This is a genomic window from Thermogemmata fonticola (assembly GCF_013694095.1).
GTDB classification, from domain to species: domain Bacteria; phylum Planctomycetota; class Planctomycetia; order Gemmatales; family Gemmataceae; genus Thermogemmata; species Thermogemmata fonticola.
Genome location: NZ_JACEFB010000007.1, coordinates 123,765 through 143,001, shown reverse-complemented (window position 1 = coordinate 143,001; position 19,237 = coordinate 123,765). Strand labels below are relative to the sequence as shown.

General features: G+C 61.9%; 15 protein-coding genes. 3 read left to right on the top strand and 12 right to left on the bottom strand.

Annotation, left to right across the window (positions count from 1 at the left end; genetic code table 11):
• Window positions 1-345: 345 nt before the first annotated feature.
• The 10 genes from H0921_RS11125 to H0921_RS11080 form a co-directional block, all read right to left on the bottom strand.
• Window positions 346-786 (bottom strand): carboxypeptidase-like regulatory domain-containing protein, encoded by a 441-nt coding sequence (locus tag H0921_RS11125; RefSeq protein ID WP_194538156.1) that lies wholly within the window; start codon window positions 784-786, stop codon window positions 346-348.
• Between the two features lie 222 nt (window positions 787-1,008).
• A complete protein-coding gene (locus H0921_RS11120; RefSeq protein WP_194538155.1) occupies window positions 1,009-1,908 on the bottom strand; it encodes a DUF1559 family PulG-like putative transporter in 900 nt (299 codons plus the stop codon).
• Window positions 1,909-2,405: 497 nt separating this feature from the next.
• Window positions 2,406-3,308: an ion transporter gene (locus H0921_RS11115; RefSeq protein WP_194538154.1), complete on the bottom strand. Its 903-nt coding sequence runs from the start codon at window positions 3,306-3,308 to the stop codon at window positions 2,406-2,408.
• 142 nt (window positions 3,309-3,450) lie between these two features.
• The gene (locus H0921_RS11110) at window positions 3,451-4,746 is read right to left on the bottom strand and encodes a metallophosphoesterase (RefSeq protein ID WP_194538153.1); all 1,296 of its coding nucleotides are present in this window, start codon (window positions 4,744-4,746) and stop codon (window positions 3,451-3,453) included.
• A 203-nt stretch (window positions 4,747-4,949) separates the two neighbouring features.
• Window positions 4,950-6,611 carry an NAD(P)/FAD-dependent oxidoreductase gene (locus H0921_RS11105; protein ID WP_228499419.1) on the bottom strand — a complete coding sequence of 554 codons (1,662 nt, stop codon included), beginning with the start codon at window positions 6,609-6,611 and terminating at the stop codon, window positions 4,950-4,952.
• Window positions 6,612-6,824: 213 nt separating this feature from the next.
• A complete protein-coding gene (locus H0921_RS11100; RefSeq protein ID WP_194538152.1) occupies window positions 6,825-7,112 on the bottom strand; it encodes a hypothetical protein in 288 nt (95 codons plus the stop codon).
• 476 nt (window positions 7,113-7,588) lie between these two features.
• The gene (gene infA / locus H0921_RS11095; RefSeq protein WP_194538151.1) at window positions 7,589-7,810 is read right to left on the bottom strand and encodes a translation initiation factor IF-1; all 222 of its coding nucleotides are present in this window, start codon (window positions 7,808-7,810) and stop codon (window positions 7,589-7,591) included.
• 156 nt (window positions 7,811-7,966) lie between these two features.
• Entirely contained in the window at window positions 7,967-8,314 is a 348-nt protein-coding gene (locus H0921_RS18225) for an RNA recognition motif domain-containing protein (RefSeq protein ID WP_194538150.1), read from the bottom strand.
• Window positions 8,315-8,768: 454 nt separating this feature from the next.
• Window positions 8,769-10,199 carry a sigma-54-dependent transcriptional regulator gene (locus H0921_RS11085; RefSeq protein ID WP_194538149.1) on the bottom strand — a complete coding sequence of 477 codons (1,431 nt, stop codon included), beginning with the start codon at window positions 10,197-10,199 and terminating at the stop codon, window positions 8,769-8,771.
• A gap of 42 nt (window positions 10,200-10,241) precedes the next feature.
• Complete coding sequence (locus tag H0921_RS11080) at window positions 10,242-11,873, bottom strand: sensor histidine kinase (RefSeq protein WP_194538148.1); 1,632 nt, start codon at window positions 11,871-11,873, stop codon at window positions 10,242-10,244.
• Window positions 11,874-12,550: 677 nt separating this feature from the next.
• Here H0921_RS11080 and H0921_RS11075 point away from each other — a divergent pair.
• The 3 genes from H0921_RS11075 to H0921_RS11065 all read left to right on the top strand — a co-directional run bounded on the left by H0921_RS11075 (window position 12,551) and on the right by H0921_RS11065 (window position 16,646).
• Window positions 12,551-14,119 (top strand): alpha,alpha-trehalose-phosphate synthase (UDP-forming), encoded by a 1,569-nt coding sequence (locus tag H0921_RS11075; protein ID WP_194538147.1) that lies wholly within the window; start codon window positions 12,551-12,553, stop codon window positions 14,117-14,119.
• A gap of 379 nt (window positions 14,120-14,498) precedes the next feature.
• The gene (locus H0921_RS11070) at window positions 14,499-15,248 is read left to right on the top strand and encodes a hypothetical protein (protein WP_194538146.1); all 750 of its coding nucleotides are present in this window, start codon (window positions 14,499-14,501) and stop codon (window positions 15,246-15,248) included.
• Window positions 15,249-15,374: 126 nt separating this feature from the next.
• Window positions 15,375-16,646 carry a pyridoxal phosphate-dependent aminotransferase gene (locus H0921_RS11065; RefSeq protein WP_194538145.1) on the top strand — a complete coding sequence of 424 codons (1,272 nt, stop codon included), beginning with the start codon at window positions 15,375-15,377 and terminating at the stop codon, window positions 16,644-16,646.
• 172 nt (window positions 16,647-16,818) lie between these two features.
• On the opposite strand, the gene H0921_RS11060 is transcribed toward H0921_RS11065, so the two are convergent.
• Both H0921_RS11060 and H0921_RS11055 read right to left on the bottom strand, forming a co-directional pair.
• Complete coding sequence (locus H0921_RS11060) at window positions 16,819-17,721, bottom strand: DUF1559 domain-containing protein (RefSeq protein WP_194538144.1); 903 nt, start codon at window positions 17,719-17,721, stop codon at window positions 16,819-16,821.
• Between the two features lie 30 nt (window positions 17,722-17,751).
• A complete protein-coding gene (locus H0921_RS11055) occupies window positions 17,752-18,807 on the bottom strand; it encodes a hypothetical protein (protein ID WP_194538143.1) in 1,056 nt (351 codons plus the stop codon).
• Between the last annotated feature and the right edge of the window lie 430 nt (window positions 18,808-19,237).

Genomic DNA, 19,237 nt, shown 5'->3' with positions numbered 1-19,237 from the left:
CGTTTCCAGTGCGACCAAGAGACCCAGGGCCACTATCAAAGCCGCTGTCAGGCGAGCTAAGAGGATGAGCCTTTTCGCTAGGCAGAACAGCGCTACCCCCCAGAGTAAGATCAATAAACCCGCCGCCAACTTCGGAGGAGGAAACGTAGGCAAAATGACCAGGAGTTCTCGCTCCGAATAGTATTGACATAGTATCACTAATATGCCAAGTAAGATAAGCAAAATGCCCGCAATTAATTGCACGATGTGGTATATTGATGATTTTTTGGAATCGTCTCCATAAATCGTATATATTTTGGAAGACATATTCATATACTCCAGTTATACTTTTTCATGACATAATCATTATGGTTTCAATTCAAAGTCCTGAGTTATCACCGACCGGTCCACAAGCAGGCTCAGCCCGGATTCCTCCGGGTAGGCGTAACGGGCTGGTAGGGGTACCACCCGCGGATCATTCGGCGGCAAGCCGGCGGGACTAATCGGTCCGTTTTTGACCGGCGGCAGCTTTTGCGGCAGGCGCAACCCCTCCGGTTGGGCACGGTGCGCCTGGATCGCCACCCGCGCTGTTCCGTAAGGCACATTCACCACCTGATAGCGGCCATCGGGAGCGATCAGGCCGCGCACAATCTGTCCATCCGCGCAGTAGAAAATGATCGAACCACCGGGCAGCGGCTGGCCCTGATAACGCACCTGGCCCTCCACCGTCGCCAAGGACGGCTGGCAACCGCTCAAAACGACACAGGCCGCCGCCAGTATCACGAAGCCAACCCGTTGCCGAGCCACTTTGGATTCCTCCTGAAGTTCATCGCCTCGCCAGCAATTTTTCCCCACCATTATCGTGGGAGTCGTTCCCGTTTTGCCGGCCTCTGCTTTCGGTGGGTCACGAACTCCGGCGAACTTCCTGCGGAGTTGGGGGACAGGTGGGTCTGAGGCCGTCTCGTCGCTGCTTCATTCCAGCATCAGTCTAACTAGAGGTTCCTATCTTTTCCCTCGACTCCTCGCTGCTCAGTAAGCATCCACCGGCAGCACTTCGCCTCCAGAGGGGGTGCACAGGTACCACCAGGTGTACAGAGTGATCGAGGAGGACAAGAAGCGGACGCTGCCATCCGCCATCGCCGCCTGCATGCCGCCGCTGTGCGGCGAACTGGCAACCGTGGGATCACAGTTGCCGTTGTAGGGCCGCGGTTGCACCTGAAACTTGGACATCGGCCCGATGCTCCAACTATTCCAGGAAACGGCAAACCCCGGATGATACGGCTGCAAATGGACCCCGCCGGTGAAGTAGTACGCCCAGTAATTCCCCCCGTAGGGATAACTCGTGTTGAAGCACTGGGCATACTTCTCCGCGAAAAGCAAGGTGTTGGAGGTTCCGTCAGGAATCGAAGCGGGCAGGCGGGCGGCGTGCTGCGGTGAGCGGAGCCGGCCATTCCCATCGACTTGGCAGACCACCTGGACGTTGACGGCATAGCTGGCCACGCCCCACCAGTTGCCCATCGAGCATTGGGCTTGTTTCGTCCCCGGCACGCTGGGATCGGACGGGCAAATGTAAATCCCCACCGGCTGAGAATAAACCCCGTGATTTCCTGCAAAATAGTACCCGGCGTAAAACGACTGCTGATACAACGCCTGCTGCTCCAGATACGGCAGGAGATGGAAATGGAAGGTGCCGTAGGCGTTTGCTCCCCAGTACCCTAAACCGGGCGGGAATGATCCCTGGGCATCATGGGCATTGTGAGCAGCTAAGGCGATCTGTTTGAGATGATGGCCGCATTGGATGCGGGCTGCCGCCTCCCGGACCTTCTGCACCGCGGGCAAAAGCAGCCCGATGAGAATGGCGATGATGGCGATCACCACCAACAGCTCGATGAGCGTGAAGCCGTACCGGCGGAGTGCCCTCTGCTCCACCGCTCCTTGCCTGCACCCTCCCTGCTCCGAGTCACGGCCTCCTGCCTCTACCCCCCTACCCACCGGCCACGCATGAATTGGGCGAGGCTTCACCATGGCTTTCATCCTGACACCTCAACGTCACAATATCCCCAACCGCGTACACCTCCGCCCTCCTGTTCCCGTTATGGCGACCCGTCAGCAGGGACGATGCGAGGCAGACACTCCATCCTATGACACTGTCTGACGCTGAACAAGGAATTGTATATCCAAAAATAGTCTAAATTTTTGCTGGAGAAGAGAAGATCATACTGTGAGATGAATAGACCTCTCTTCCACGAAAAAATTATGGTCACATCTCATCGCCGGAGGGTGACCGCTCGGATCGACCGGAGGCCGATCGAGCGGCTGCTTGAGCCTGCACACCACCCCTAGCCGCAAGGCAAGGGCACGATCAGCTTCAATGGACGGGAAAGCGAATGGAAGCGAGGCAGAACAGGCGGGGGGAAGCGGTTGCATCAGTTCGGCGGGTGAGACGGATGAACATGCTGCTGTTCGTGGACAATCCACTGGCAGGCGGCGAGGAGGAGTTGGCGGAGTTCCGCGAGGGCTGCTGGGTCGTGGGCGGCGAATTGGCCCTGTTCAAGGGCCTGGATGATCTCGTGAGGCTGGAAGCAGCGGGGCGGCTCACCCGGCTGGGTCGGCGGCAGCACCAGCAGCGGCACAGGATGGTGGTGATGGTGGTGATGGCGGAGGCGGCGCAAGCGCAGCTCCTCCACGAAGGCCCCGCCGATGAGGCTGACGAAGGTGCCGAACAGTCCCAGGCCGCCGAGCATCAAGGCGGCGGCGGTAAGCTTGCCGAGCGGCGTCACTGGCACTTTGTCGCCGTAACCCACCGTGGTCAAGGTGACGATCACATACCAGGCGGCATCGGAGAAGTGTCGCATTGCCTCCGGCTGCGCTTCCCGCTCGCTTTCGTAAAGGATGACGGCACAGATCCAGCTCAACGTGAAGAGGGCAAAGCCGATGACTCCGAATTCGTAGCGGACCCGGTGGAAAGCGTTGCGGATGCTGTGCAAAGCCGTTGTGTAACGGTAGAGTTTGAGCAGCCGCACCAGGCGCAGCAGGCGGATGAGGCGCAAGGCCCGCAGGTCCACCAGAAAGGTCAGGTAAAACGGCAACAGGGCGAGCAAGTCGACCAGAGCCATCGGCTTGAAGGGGTAGCGCCAACTGCGGGAAGCCGCCCAGCGGACAAAATACTCCACAGTGAAGAAGGCTGTGATGGCCAGCTCCGAGTAGGCGAAGAAGGGAGGCAGCTCCTCAGTTTCGGCGCTCCATTCCAACTCCACGGTGAAGATAACAACGCTGTAGAGGATCACCCCCAGGGTGAGTCCTTCGAGCAGGCGAACCCAACGCGTCATGGGATAGGCACCTGGGAATCGGAAAGCTTGGTTTTACCGCGGCTTCCCGAATCCGTGGGATTGGTCTGGGCCGGTCATGGACCGGTCAAGTCCTGTTTTCGCATCGTCGGCAGCACCCGTCACGAGCCGGTCAGTTTCAGTTTCAATCGGTCAGCTCCAGTTTCAAGTCGTTGGCGGCGGGTGTGATTTTGACCCGCAAGGGGGAGCGCGCCGGGGTGCTGTAGCGTTCGGGAATGGGGGACTTTTCCGCGGGTCCGCCCAGGTTCAGGAGTTTGGGAGCCAGGCGGACGGTGACGACGAACTCTCCTTCCGGGGCGCCATCGAAGCGCGTATAGGTACTCAGTTGGAAGCGGCCGGTCTCATCGGTCCAGCCATCGCTGACGGCACGGTAGGTCTTGCTGGTTTCGATGTAGCGGTGCAAGGTCACGGCGGCGCGCGGCAGGGGCTGGCCATTGAGCGTCACCACACCGCCCGCGGGATAGGTGGCCACTTTCTTGACCGGCACGCCCTTTTCGTCGCTATCCGGGACACGCAGATCGGGCGGCAAGATGCCATCCAGGAGCACCTGGGCGATGACCGGCCGGTCTTTTTTCATCGTCACCCAGGCGATGTGGTCGAATTCGCCGTAGTCCACGCCGCGCATGCGGCTGCCGCCCCCCGTGGTGGCAAGCTGGTAGTAATCCATGCCGTGGCGGCGGAAGAGCTGATAGCGGTGGACGTGGCCGCAGAAGACGGTGTAGTTGCGCCCCGCTAAGGCTTGCTCCACCGCCGCCCAGCCGTTCTTCTCTAAGTCGCGGTCCGTCCACAGCGGCTTGTGCAAAAAGACGAACGTCCAGCGGACGTTGGGATGGGCCGCCAGCACCTGCGCCACCCACTTCTGCTGCTGGGGATCGATCGTGCCCATGCCATCCGGCGGCGACTCGGAACTCAGGCAAAGAAACAGCACGTTTTTGTACAGAAACGAATAGTACCGCCGGCCGTACCGCTCATCCCAAACGCGGACCTGCATCGGGTTGGTCAGATCGTGGTTCCCCGGTACATAGAAGAAGGGCATGGCGAAGTGGCGGACATAACCGTCGAACTCCTGCCATTCCTGCGTCACCACATCTTCCTTGAGGGTGTACCCTTCGATCAAATCTCCGACGGAGACGACGAACTCCGGCTGCAACAGGTTGATGCGGTGCACCGCCTGGGAGAATACCTTGGGGCGGTGACCCCCGGTGCGGTCCGCTACCACCGCGAACTGGAATTGCTCCGGATCGGCGTTGATCTGCAAGCTCGTCCAGGGATTTTTCGCCCCTTTTTCGATCTGAATCTGGTTTGGGTCTGAACCGGCAGGTCCACCCGCTTGAGGACCCACGGCGGATTGAGTCTGAGCCAGCCAAACCGCCCCGCCCAACAAGGCGGCGGTCATTCCCACTAGCAGCAGCGAGCGCATGGCAGCGTCTCCAGGAATCGTTGCGGAACAGAAAGGGCGCACCCCCGATTCTGGGGCAGTTACTGGAACGTTATGTAATGTACTATCGGCACGCCAGGGATTGCAAGCAAAAAGGAGATGAAGGGAGGAAGGGAAAGCGGCGAGAACCGGGAGCCGCTCTGTTCAGGTCCCCAGTTTCGCCGGGGAGGCGGTTTCCCCATCGATCAACCGACCGCGGCCGGCACTTGCAACGGAGCATAGGTGGCGATGATGGCCCGTGCGGTGCGCAAGCCATCGACGGCGGCGGAGACGATGCCGCCGGCATAGCCTGCCCCTTCCCCCACGGGATAGAGGCCGGGAACGCCGGGGGACTGCCGCGTCTGCGGATCACGGTCGATGCGCAGCGGGGAGCTGCCGCGGGCTTCCGGACCGACCAGCAGCGCTTCCGGCAGGAACCGCCCTCGCCAGTAGCGATCCATCACACGCAGGCCTTTTTCCAAGGCAGTGATGACCAAAGGCGGCAAAACCTCGCGCAATTCCGCACTGGTCAAGCCCCGCGGATAGCTGCTCGACGGCAAGCGGGCCGAGCGGCGCTGCTGGAGGAAGTCGCGGGCGAGTTGGGCCGGGCAGCGATAGTCCGCCCCGCCGCCTAGCTCAAAGGCGCGGGCTTCGTACCGCTCCTGCAATTCCACTCCCGCCAAAGCGGTGCTGCCGCCAAAGGCCGACACCGGCAACGTGGTGACTAGCCCGCTGTTGGCGTAGGGGGAATCCCGCCGGCTCAAACTCATCCCGTTGGTGCAGAAATACCCCGGCGCGGACACGCTGGGAATGATGTACCCTCCGGCACACATGCAGAAGGAGTAAAGCGGCCAGCGGCTGTCGTTGACAATGAGGGAGTAGTCCGCATTGCCCAGCTTCTGGACGTAATAGTCCTGGCGCGGGCCATACTGCACGGCATTGACCAGTTCCTGGGGATGTTCGACACGTACGCCAAACTGGAACGGCTTGGGGGAGAGGGGTACGCCGCGGCGGGCCAGCATGCGGAAGGTATCGCGGGCACTGTGGCCGATGGCCAGCACCACGACCTGGGCGGGCAGGTAGCCGCTGGAGGTGCTCAGCCCCCGGATGCCGCCGCTGTCGAAATGCAGGTCTTCGACACGGGTGTAGAAGCGCACCTCGCCGCCGAGCCGCTCGATCCGCTGTCGCAGGGCCTTGACCACAGCCGGCAGGCGGTTGCTCCCCAGATGGGGGCGATGATAGTAGAGGATGTTCGGCTTGCCCGGCTGCTGCCCCTTGCACTCGGCGAGCAGTTCCAGGACGCGCAGGGCATCCGGCCCGAAGTTGCGGCAGGTGAGTTTGCCGTCAGAGAAGGTCCCCGCCCCGCCTTCGCCGAAGAGGTAGTTGCTCTCTGGATGCAGCGGTCCGCCGGCGTCGAAGGCCCGCACATGGCGGATGCGCTCCTGAACGGGGGCGCCCCGTTCCAGCACCAGCGGCGCATAGCCGTGCAGCGCCAGGAAATAGGCACAGACCAGACCCGCCGGGCCGGACCCCACCACGACCGGACGGCTGCCCAACGGTTGCGAACCCGGCGGTGGCATGCAAAACGGCGGCTCCGATCGCACCGCCACCACCAGTGGACTGCCGGTCAGCTCCACCCACTGCTGGGCGTGCTCTGCCGCCTCCGCCGTCGTCTCGATCTCCAGCGTGTACACAAAGCGCAGGTTCTGCTTGTCTCGCACATCGAGCGCCTTGCGCACCACACGCCAGTGCAGCAGGTCGCCGGGGGTCAGACCCAGCGCCTCCGCCACTTGCTCCGGCAGTCCATCCTCCGGCTCTTCCACCGGCACCTGGAATTGACTGACACGTAACGGCACCCGATCGGCCATACCAACCATTGTAGCCGCTGGCAGGCCGGGGAGAACGGGAGGAGGTGCAGGAAGCGCGCAGGGGGAAATCCGCCGGCTCGACTTCCCTCCCCCGCGGCGGCTAGCCCAACACCGATGACCCGCAAGCGGAGGGAAGCGGGTGCGCATCCAGCGCGAATCTCAGGCGGCGGTTGCGAACGGCAACTTTTCAGGCCTGACTCTCAGACCTGAGTCTCAGGCGGCGGCCTTCACCTTGACCGCGGCTTTACTCGGCACCGGAATCTTGAGCGTGTTCTTCTTCGTCCAGTAGCCGGCATCCGGCGCCCCTACCCACTGCTGTAGCTCGATGGCCGTCACGTGGGCGCGATCCTCCTCGTCGTAGAGTTCCAGGAAGGCGGCGGCGTACTCCTGCCGCACATGCGTGGAGGAACGGCCCACGAAGACCAAACCTTCCGGACGGCCATCGTCGAAGACGGCCACCGCTCGCCAGCCTTGCGCTTTTGCTTCTGCTGTGAATAACATGCTTGCACCCTCCGTGGCTGGGACAATGGGGGGAAACTTCCATTCCCCCAAGGGGGACAGGCGACAGGGATAAGTTTGACAAAGCAGCCCCCCTGCGTCAAGTAAAAAATACCTCCGCTCGTCCAGATTGTCTCAAGTGCTTGCCCCGCCAAAGCCAAGAGTGAAAGAGACCAACGCAACCGGAGGTTGCCTGTCGGAAAAGTACGGGCCCAGGGGAGCGGTGGGGCGACGAGAAGGCAAGCGGAAGTGCACCCGCCGTGGCGGATTCACGCGACCGGGGATGCCGGTAATCCTGAGGCTCTTGGGATGGGGAAGTGCGGCCAATGCCAAGCGGCAAGCTAGCCGAGCGACAACGCCTCTTCGGCCAGACGCTCTCCTCGGCTCACCTCCAAAGCGGTGGCGTGGATCGACTGAGAATCTGCCCGTGGGAGGAATTTCACAGGAACGATCGCCGCGGGAGCGGAACCGCCCGGCCTTCACTGCTTGGCCCGGTAGGTGATGCGCCCGCGCTTGAGATCGTAGGGGGAAAGTTCCACCTTGACCCGGTCTCCCGGAATGATGCGGATGAAGTTTTTGCGCATCTTGCCGGAGACGTGGGCAATGACTTCACCGCCGATGTCCAGTTCGACGCGGAACTGGGTGTTCGCCAGGGCCTCTTTGACCCGGCCTTCGACTTCGATCCCCTCTTCTTTCGCCATGAGTCAACCCTCGCATGCCACCCCGGTACTTGCTGGGGAGTGAAACAAAACGGTGCTGCCTCCGGTGACCGGGGATGACCGGAGGCCGCCTCACTGTCTAATGGTACAGATTCGGGAAAAGGGGCAACAGGTTCGGAAAAATCGGCAGGAAGGGAATCAATAGCGCTCCCGACCGTAGCCGTAGCCGCCGCCCCCGCCGCCGTGGCGTTCGCCGTAGCCGCCGCCCCGCCGGGGTCCTCCCCGTCCGCCGCCCGCTTCCCGTGGCCGAGCCACATTCACCGTCAGCGGCCGACCCTGGTACTGGGCCTCATTGAGCGCGGCGATCGCCGCCTGGGCTTCCTCCTCGTTCGGCATCTCCACGAACCCGAAGCCCCGCGATCGCCCCGTCTCCCGGTCGATGATCACTTGGGCCCGGCTCACCACCCCGTACTGCTGGAACAGGGCGTAGAGGTCCTCCGTCGTCGTGCTCCAGGGCAGGTTGCCCACATAGATGTTCGTAGCCATACCCAAACCAACCTTCGCAAAAACCCTTCGGCCTTGTCTGTGCCGCCCGTCGTCACCTCCGGCCCCGTCCGACCGCTGGAGCAGGTACCCACCGCAGGGGATGAGCCAGCACATCGTCCCTTGAACTGGAACTCTCTGTGTTCCCATCACTATAAACGTTCCTGGCCGTCCTGCAAGCAGATTCTGACTTTTCGTGACATTTTTTCTCCACCCCTCTTCCGCCCCACCTCCGGGAGTTGGGAAACCTGCAAAATTCGGGTGAAAAATCTGGAAAGCAGGTGAAAAATCTGGAAAGACCAGCCCGCGGCGCAGAGGGAAAAACCTACGGCGAAGAGGAAAACGGTGGCAGCGAAAAAGGGAAAACCTGCGGCGAAGAGGAAAAAGCAGAAACTGAGTCAGCAAAGGGGAAACGCCGCGGACCTCAGGGGCCGAGGGAAAGTCCAGAGGGCCAGGCTCAGGAGTTTTCCGGCAAGGGGCCGTGCAGGATGGAAGTTTTGTCCGCGGCGAGTTTGGCGCGCAAGGTGGTGCGGGAGATGCCGAGTAACTCGCTGGCATGGACCTGATTCCCGCCGACGTGGCGGAGCACTTCTTCGAGGACCACACGGTCCACTTCGGCGATGACGCGGCGGTAGATGTCCGGGGTGCCGAAGGCGAGCATGTCCCGGACGAGGCGGCGGACATCGAGGGGGTCTTCGGCGGAGCGGCCGGTTTGGGGGGCGGGTCCACCGCGGACCGACGCCGGCAGGCAATCCACCGTCAGCACTTCGCCCACCGCCTGGATCACGGCGTAACGGATGACGTTTTGCAATTCGCGGACATTTCCCGGCCAGTCGTGAGCCTCCAGAATGCGCAGGGCATCCGGGGCCACGCCTTTGACGTTCTTCTCCAGCTTGCGGTTGGCCAGGCGCAGGAAGTGGTCCACCAGCAAGGGAATGTCCTCCTTGCGCTCCCGCAGCGGAGGCAGGTGGATGGTCACGCCGTTGAGGCGGTAGTACAGATCGCTGCGGAAGCGGCCCTGTTCCACCAGGGCTTCCAGCTTCTGATTGGTGGCGGCGATCACCCGGACATCCACGGCGATGGTTTCGCTGCCGCCGACACGCTCGAACTGCTGATCCTGAAGCACACGCAGGACCTTGGCCTGCGTGGCGGGGGACATGTCCCCGATTTCGTCGAGGAAGAGGGTGCCGCCGTGGGCTTGCTCGAATTTGCCGATGCGCTGCCGGTCCGCCCCGGTGAAGGCCCCTTTCTCATGGCCGAACAACTCACTTTCCAGCAGCGAGTCGGGAATGGCGGCGCAATTGATGGCCAGGAAGGGGCGATCCGCCCGGCGGGAGTGCTGGTAGAGGGCGCGGGCCACCAGCTCCTTGCCCGTGCCGCTTTCTCCCAGAATGAGCACGTTGACATCTTGCGGGGCGATGCGGCCAATGGCCTTGTACACCTCCTGCATCGCCGGCGAGTGGCCGATGATCGGGTCCTCCCCCGGTCTTTCCGGCTGGTCGAACACCGCCCGCACGGACTGCATCCGCCGCAATTCGATCGCCTTGTGCACCACATCGCGCAGGTGATGCAGATCGACCGGCTTGAGCAGATAGTCGAAGGCGCCCCGCTTCATCGCCTCGATGGCGGTTTCCGTGGTGGCATAGGCCGTGATGATGATGACCGGTACCCGCGGGGCCTGTTCCTTGATTCGGTCGAAGAGGTCCAGGCCGGCCATGTCCGGCAGGCGGACATCGAGGATGACCACATCGGGCAGTTCGCGGGCCAACAGAGCCAGGCCGCGCCGCGCCGTCTTGGCGGTCACCACGCTCAGCTCTTCGCTGGCCAAGCCCTCTTGCAGCGAGTAGAGAATGTTCGTTTCGTCGTCGATGATCAGCAGTTTCGCCACGGGTACACCCTCCGGGTGTTCGACTTGCTCCGCCAGGGGTTGCTAGGTTTGCTCGGCGATGGGCCGAGTGGGGGGCTGCCGATCCGGGCGCGGGCGGGGCAGGGCCGGCGCCGGGACCGGAGCGCGGGGAGTCGGGGCGGCTTCCAGGCGGTCGGCTTCTCCCGTTCCTTCCCTCGTCCCGTTCGGCGGGGCCAAGGGCGGCTGGCACGGCAAGCGCAGGGTGAACACCGCTCCGCCGCCAGGCCGATTCTCCGCCGTCAGCGTTCCCCCGTGCATCTCGGCAATCCGCCGGCAAATCGACAGCCCTAAACCCAAGCCGGATTCCTTGGTGCTGACGAACGGCTCGAAGATGCGCTCTCCCACCTCCGGCAACCCTGGCCCACGGTCCGCGACGCTGAGCAGCCAATGGGGCTGAGCCGGCGTGAGGCGATCCAGGCGGACGCTGACTTCGATTTCCCCGCCGTCCGGCTGGGCTTCCAAGGCGTTGAACAGCAGGTTCAAGAGGACCTGGCGCAGCTGGTTCGGGTCCACTTGCACCACAAGGGGAAGTTCGCCGCCATCGAGGCGGAGGGCGACATTTTGGCTCTCGGCCTTGGGGCGAATGTTCTCTAGGGCGGCGGCAGTAGCCGCGACGACATCCACCGCTTGGGGATGCGGGCGCGGCGGGCGGGCGAAGTCCAGAAAGCCGGCCACGATCTGTTCCAACCGGGCGATCTCTTCTTCCAGCACCTGGAAGTCGCGCGGGCGCAGGTGCGGTCCGCCGGGCCGTTCCCCCGCGGTCTGAATCAGCAGCTTGATCGCCATGAGCGGATTGCGGATTTCGTGGGCGATGCTGGCGGCCATCCGGCCCATCCAGGCCAGTTGCTCCGCGCGCAGGGCATCCCGCTGGGTCTGCTGCAAGCGCTGCAACACCGCCGCCAGCGAAGCCTGGAAACGCGCCAGCGGATCACCCCCTTCCACCGGCCCTTCCACCGCCTGGCCCGACTGTTGGAGCACCTCGTCGAGCCGCTCTACCGTCAGCAGCCACTGCATCTCATTTTCCAAAAGAGCGCGGCGGACGCCCCCCGCGATCACCCAGCCTCCCAACAGCCCGCCGATCGAACCGAACAGGCCCACCACCAATAGCCCGATGCTCAGCCGCTGCGCCAAATGCTCATTGGTCGCGCTCGCCTGCTTGAGCATCGCTTCGTTATGCCGCAGATACTCATGGATCGGCTTGAGAATCTCCTCGCTCAGCACCGTATCGAGCAGGCGGCTGATCTCCGGATAGCGCCCTTGGGGAGGCGGATGCGCCCGGATGCGGTCGTACTCCGCGAAGAAATGCTGGTACCCTTCCCGGACCCGGACGATGAGCTGCTGCTCCGTGTCCGTGCGGGCCGCCTCCTCGGCATGGGCCAGGGCCTCATCCGCCCGGCGGCGCAGCCACGGCAGACGCTCTTCCAGCTCCCGATCCTGCAAGTGAATGATCGCCCGGTAGAGAATGTCCGTCACTTCCCGGATGACGATTTCAAACTCCTGCGCCGCCGTGACGCTGGCCACGCTGCTGGCAATCGGGCCGGACGCCCGCGCTTGCATGTCCTGCACGTACCACGCTGCCACCACCGCCAAACCCAATAGCAGTACGCTCAAACCCGCCACCGGAGCGGTCAACTGGGCCATCATGTACGTCCGCATCCCCGCTCCTCCTGCTCCCGCCTCTCGGACTTCCCCTATTCTCACCATGACACGACCTCTTCCCCATGGCAATCCTTCCATGCTATCTTGCCCGCTTCCCCTGCCGCCTCACAGCTCCGAGGAACCTTAGCACTCCCTGGGGCGCTTCCTGGGAGCCAGCCAGGCCCCTTGAGACTCAGCGAAGTCTGCCCCGGCACGTCGGAGAAGGTGTACGTTTTCCCTCAGGAACGTTTACGTTTTCCCGCAAGGCCACTTTCGGCTGTCCAATTTCTGAACAAATCTCGGCCAGTTTCTGAACATCGGACGGGGCAGCGTAACCCCGCGAAACCAATCCTAAGCGGCTGATGTCTGGGCGGTCGTATTTGCACAATTCGCCGCAGGTTTGGTGCAGCCGGAGGGTTTCCGCCGCCCGCCGTCCGCACGCGCGGTTCAAGCCGTTGCGGTATGGCATTTTATGCCGCAGATCCGGAGGGGATTCTGCAAACGCTGGGCCAGCCGAGTGGGAGGTTCCGCCGCTCTTGGGGATCAAGTTCAGCCAGGCAGTGGGGATGATCCGCGGCACCGTGTTTGCTGAGTCACGGATGACTGTGTGCTTTGCGTCGTTGGGTCGTACCGCTCTCCGCGCAGTCGGAGCTTGAGCAACATCTGGAATCGGAGACCTTCCGAGGAGGACATCGATGGCTTGGGATAAGCACCGTCTGCTGGAAGTGGCGCGGACCCGTTTGGGCGGCGCCCGCTTGATCATCGTGGCGAACCGCGAGCCGTATATTCACCGCTACCGGGAAGGGGAGATCGATTGGATTCGCCCGGCCGGCGGTTTGACGACGGCGCTGGACCCCGTGATGCAAGCCTGCGGCGGGGTCTGGGTGGCGCACGGTTCCGGCGAAGCTGATCGGGAAGTGTGTGACGAGGCGGGCCGCGTCGGCGTGCCCCCCGATGATCCCCGCTACACCCTCCGCCGCGTCTGGCTGAGCCGGGAACAGGAGGAAGGCTACTACTACGGCTTCGCCAATAGCTGCCTCTGGCCGCTGTGCCATGAAGTCTTCTGCCGCCCCCTTTTCGACCCTCAGCATTGGCAGACCTACCGCCAGGTCAACGAGCTATTCGCTGCGGCCGTTCTGGAGGAAGCGCAGGACGGCCCAGCCCTGATCTTCGTCCAGGATTATCACTTTGCCCTGCTGCCCCGCCTGCTCAAGGAAGCCCGGCCTGATCTGGCCATCGCCCACTTCTGGCACATCCCCTGGCCGAACGTGGACAAGTTCCTGGTCTGCCCTTGGGCGCGGGAGATTCTGGACGGCCTGCTCGGCAACGACCTGCTCGGCTTCCACACCCAGCATGACTGCAACAACTTCCTCGAATGCGTCGATCGCACCCTGGAGTGCCGCTGGAACCGGGAGACGTTCTCGATCACCCGCGGCGGGCACGAAACCCAGGTGCGCCCCTTCCCCATCAGTGTCGATACCGATTTGCCCCGCCGCTATCTTGGCAGCACGTGGGAAAGCCGGGCCGCCCGGCTGCGCAAAAAGTTCCGCCTCGGCCAGCGCCCCCTGCTCGTCGGCGTGGACCGCCTCGATTACACCAAGGGCATCCCCGAACGCTTGCTCGCCCTGGATCGCCTCTTGGGCAAGCATCCCCAGCTCCGGGGCACCTTCCACTTCCTCCAGGTCGGAGCGCCGAGCCGCACCCATCTACCGGCCTACCGCGACCTGACCGAGGAAGTCCAGGAACTGGCCGACCGGATCAATTGGGAACACGGCACCCCCTCTTGGCAGCCGGTGGTTCTGCTCCAGGAGCATCTCGGACCGGAGGAGATCACCCTGCTCTACCGCATGGCCGCCGGTTGCGTGGTCAGCTCCCTGCACGACGGCATGAACCTGGTGGCCAAGGAATTCGTCGCCACCCGCGAGGATGAGCGCGGCGTGCTGGTCCTGTCGCGCTTCACCGGAGCGGCCCGCGAACTGACCGACGCCGTCCTGGTCAACCCCTTCGACGTGGAAGAGTTGGCCCAAGGCTTGTACCAAGCCCTGACCATGCCGGTCGAAGAGCAAGAGCGTCGGATGCGCCGCCTGCGGACCCAGGTTCTGGAACACAACATCTATCGCTGGGCCGGCCAGTTGCTCAGCGCCTTGGGGAAAATGGCTCCGGAGCCGCTGCCCGTTGCCGAAGCCGCCGACCCCGTTTCATCCGCCGCCGCCCCGACTCCGCCCCGCCCCGGCGAAACCCTCACCCCACTGGCACGGCTGTGACAGCTCCGGCCCCCCAACCTCCTACTTCCCGCCGATTTCCCCCTCCCTGCTCTGGTTCACCGCTGGCGGCTCCCCACTCTCCAGAGGCCGCTGGTGCCCGGTCCCGGAGCGGCGGCATTTGCCGTTCGCCCCAGCACTGCCCCCCTGCCACGCTCTCTGCCAACCTTGCTAGTTGACACCTCGGAACGAACAATAACAACACCACACCTGCGGGCGCTTCGGCTGGATACTGGCCGCGCGGGAGGAGAGGTTTAGCATCCCGGCTCCTCTCCTCCGCCGGCGACAACCGCGGTTCTTCCTGTCCTGTAACGGCGAACGCGGGCGGTCCTCCTCCGGGAGGTTTTCTTCTGCCACGGTGCACCATCGCGGAGGCCTTCTCATGAACCCCTACGCTTCCTTGTGCGATGAATGCGGGGTCACCCTGTATCTGCACTCCAAGCTGGACATGCCGACTGGCCGCGAAACGGTCCTGCACTTCTTCGAGGCGATCCAAAAGGTTCAGCCGAGCATGACTGAATTCGAGAAGCGCGCCGAGGAGGACTACTTCCTCCAAGAAGAGCGGGAAAGCGGCAGCTACCGCTGGGTGTCCCTGGACCGCCGCCGCCTCTGCTGTGGCTTCGTCAATCCCCCCTCGCTCGAAGCCGCCGATGAACACATCACCCGCATCCTGGAACTGGCCCCGTTCCACCTCGATCTCAGCGGCCTGCAAACCGAATCCCTGGATGTCATGTACCACTTCGACCTGATCTACCAGGGGAACCACGATCAACTGGTCCTGGAAGCCATCGCCAGCGGCACCCCTTTGGAAGCCCTCAGCCAGATGCCGGGCGCCTCCGTCCTGCATTACCAGCCGATCCTGCAATTGGCCCTCGACGACACCTTCCAGTTGCAGGCCCGCTTGCACATCGAAACCCGCACCAATGCCTACCACCTCCGCAACGGCCAGGCTTCGCCGGACGCCCCGATCTCCCTCTACCTGACCGTGCGGCAGCTCTGGAATAAGCAGCCCTTCGCCAACTTCATCGATTCCTACCATAATCAGCGGCGCATCCTCGAAGAGCTAATGCAGGGGGCGGTGCTGCCCCAGGTGCTTCAACCCCTGGCACGGGCCATCAACTTGCAGCAGTAAAGGACAAACGCGCTGAAGTAAAGGACGAGACCACGGGGAAAGCCGCCGTTCCGCCGGAAGCAACCGCTCCGACGAGCGCCCCACGCTTCCGCGGTCCTATTGACCCCGCCCGACGGAGATCATTCCATGAATTGGGCCTTTTCCGCCTTCGCCGCTGGTTTGACCAGCGAAACCGCCTTCGACGTGCTGGCCGTGGCCCGCCGCCTCCGCGCCGCTGGCAAGGAGGTCATCGAACTCCAGATCGGCGACAGTCCTTTCCCCACCCCGCCGCATGCCCTGGCTGCTGCCCACGCTGCCCTCGACGCCGGTCACACCCGCTACGCCCCCTCCCTCGGACTGCCTGAATTCCGCGCCGCCATCGCCCAGACCCTCAACCGCGAATTCGCCCTCGACCTGACCGCTGACCACATCGCCGTCGGCGCCGGGGCCAAAATCTTCCAAACTTTCTTCTGCGAAGCCTTCCTCGAACCCGGCGACGCCGTCCTGGTCTTTGAACCCGCCTTCCCGACCTACCTCCCCAACATCCTCCGCCGCGGGGCTATCCCTGTCCTTGCCCCCCTGCGGCCGGAGCGTCACTTCCGCCCCGACCCCGACGACCTCGCCCGCTTCCTCCGCCAGCACAGCCGCCCCAAAGCCGTTTTCCTCAACTCCCCCCACAACCCCACCGGCAGCATCCTGCTCCTCGATGACCTCCGCGCCTTCGCCGACCTCCTCCGCGGCACCCCCGTCCTCCTCTTCTCGGACGAACCCTACTGCCACATGGTCTGGGAGGGGAAACACCACACCCCCCTGAGCCTGCCGGAATTGCGGGAACGCACCGTCGCCGCCTACACCTTCTCCAAGAGCTACAGCATGAGCGGCTGGCGCTGCGGCTTCGCCGTCGCTCCCCCACCGGTCATCCAGGTCTTCGGCAAACTTCTGAACACGTCCCTTTCCTGTGTGCCCCCCTTCGTCCAGAAGGCCGCCCAGGCCGCCCTGGAACTGGACGAACCCACTCGGAATGAACAAATGAACCAATTCCGCGCCAAAGTCAACCTGCTCGTCACCGAACTGAGCCGCCTGGAAGGTGTCCGCGTCCGCCGCCCCGCCGGCACCTTCTACGTCTTCCCCGATTTGCGCCTCTGGTGTCAACGCTTCGGTCTGACCTCCCACGGCCTAGCCATGTTCTTGCTGGAAGCTGCCGACGAACGTCGAGGGGTCGCTTGCTTAGGGGGCGAATGCTTTGGCCCTTCCGGACTCGGATTTCTCCGCCTCAGTTGTGCCGAATCCGATGAACGCCTCGTCGAAGCAGTCCACTTCATCGGACAGACCCTCACCGCCGCCTGTTCCAGCGGACCCCAGGCCGAACGCCTCACACGGTGGCGCCAACAACATCCTCAATTCCACTGGCCCCGCTGAATCCCCAACTCCCGACGACCTCACACCCCCGACGATCTCAAACCGCAGGGAATCGTCTTCCCTTTCTATCCCCAGCCCAACTCCCCCCACCCTCGGCTCCATGATCCTGACTGATCAAACAAACATATGTCACACTTATTCACAAACCTCGAACGGACACAACAACCCCTCTTCACTCTGGCAGTTCCACCACCTCTCCTCCGGCACGCGAAGCCAAAGCCGGCATCCATCGAGCCGCCGAATATGGAATCCACCGCACCGAACCATCCGCCCACGCAAAATTCGCCCCACCACTATGCGGACTCCAAAAATGAAACACATCACAATTATCCCAAAAATCCCCAGGCTCAAACCGATACACCACCCGCGGACAATCCGGAATCCCCTGCGGTCGCAAATTGATCTCCCGTACCCCCAAAATCGCATCCAACGAACCGGTAAACGCCTGACCTCGACCGTTATACCACCGACCAAACGTCAGATTCGCCGCCGGTGGCCGTTCCCCTATCAGCAACGTCTGACTCGTCCCATCCCGGATATCCACCATCTTGACCTGAGAATCGGTATAAAGCACTCCATCTCCACTGGCATAATTGTCCCCCATCACCCCTAAATAACTACTCAGCGACTTCACCAAATGACTGTCCGGAATCACCTGTGGACTTGACACCCGACTATCTGATGGACATCCATACACAGGAATCACCACCTGAGCCACCGCCTGATGCGCCGAACCGAAGGGACTCGGATCGGCCCGATAAGCCGCCTGGACCTGTTCCCACACCGCCGACTGTTCTATATACGGCAGAATGTGTACTAGCCAGGTCGAACAAAACATCGGCACTTGCTCCGGCTTTCCGTTGCCAATCACCACCCCCGGCGGCAACTGACCCTTTGCCGCGGCATAATGGTGACAACCCAAAGCCAGTTGCCGCAGATGATTCTGACATTGCATCCGGGCCGCTGCACCCCGAACCTGCTGCACTGCCGACAACAGCAGACCTGCCAGAAGCGCGACGATAGCGATGACCACCACCACTTCGATAAGACTAAACCCCCACCGAGGACGAGTCATGGCCATCCCTCCCCGCAGATCTTGACATAATCACGTTGCTTCCTGAGACCCACCCCGCTGACGAGCCAATCGACGAAAAATGTCAGCTACCACGGCTAATACCACTCCGGCCACGATCAACCAAACGTACGGCGGAATCCAGGGACCCGGCACCTTCACCCCCTTCGGCTCCGGCAACCCAAACGCCGTCAACATAAACTCCCGATCCGGTATATCCTCCGGCGTCTCAACTATCGTCTCGATCCGTGTTACGGATGTCGGTGTCCGTGGAATCACATCGCGGCGCTTTTGCGATACTTCTGTTATTTCTGCATGAATATTATAACCTATCAATTGATCCTTAGAATTAAATCTATATTCTATATTATTTTTAATGTAAACCTTTGAATCTCCTCTGATATTACCCAAGTGTTGCGTCACACGCTCAACCGTGATCCACATTTGCGGATCGATAATAATCGTAGCATGACGTAAAAACTCCAATCCCTCCCAGGCAGCGACGGGATACCGCTCAGCTTCCTCCCGACTCGGTTGAATCTCAAAGCTAACCTGGATATACTCTCGCCCTGCTCTGTTAACCCGTTTGCATTCCGTGAGCCGAAATGACCGAAACGTAGCTAATTCCACTAAACTCACACCCTTGATACCCACCGGTGGAATCCGCGCCCTCTCTTTCACTTGCAACTTAATACTATCGACATATTCTTCGTATCCTGGGTCTCCCGCCATCCACAGGGATACCAATTTCCAGTCTTTTTCTTCAGCCGGACGTTCGATGCGAAAAGCATACCAGGGATTGTAACCATCGATGTAAGGCTTATCCCAACGTAAATGCGTGACTAAACCGCCTCGGGGTGAAAAGCGATAAACCGCCTCGCGCGTCTCTGAGGGTGTATCATCTCTAGGCTCCACCGTCATGCGACATTTGATCGAAATGGCGGGTATATCCTCCGGGAAAAAGGAGGAGCGGAGGCGGGGCAGCACATCCTTCTTGAAGTCGAGCGACTGTTCTGCCTGACCTAAGGTCCTAAATGGCATCGTCCCTACGACAACAACGACGCCGAGGATCCAAGGGTGACTGGACATGCTTTTGCTCCCAGAGACTGGATGATTCATGTGGGTCTGCACCACATCCACTCATCGGTGCAAACCGTTCTACCCGAAAATAACTGACCCATCTCCTCTGTTACTTATTTATACAATGGCAAACAAATCCACCATCTTGCGCACCATAACCTTTGCAAAAGCAATATTGAGCACACAGGTAGCCATTAGGCGTATCTCCACATTTCCTGTCTGGAGCTCCACAACCTGCCATAACACCTACTGTTCCTATACAAGAACTCCCCTGACAACTTGGTCTATTGTCTCCGCACACATACGGAGCACCGTTCATGCAAGCATTAAAGCAATCTTGGAATGCCTCGTTGTTTTGATACATCTTGCAAAAATCTCTACATCCCGTCGGTCCTCTGACTTGCCCTACCGCATGGCTGCTCCAAGCGGCCAATCCTAC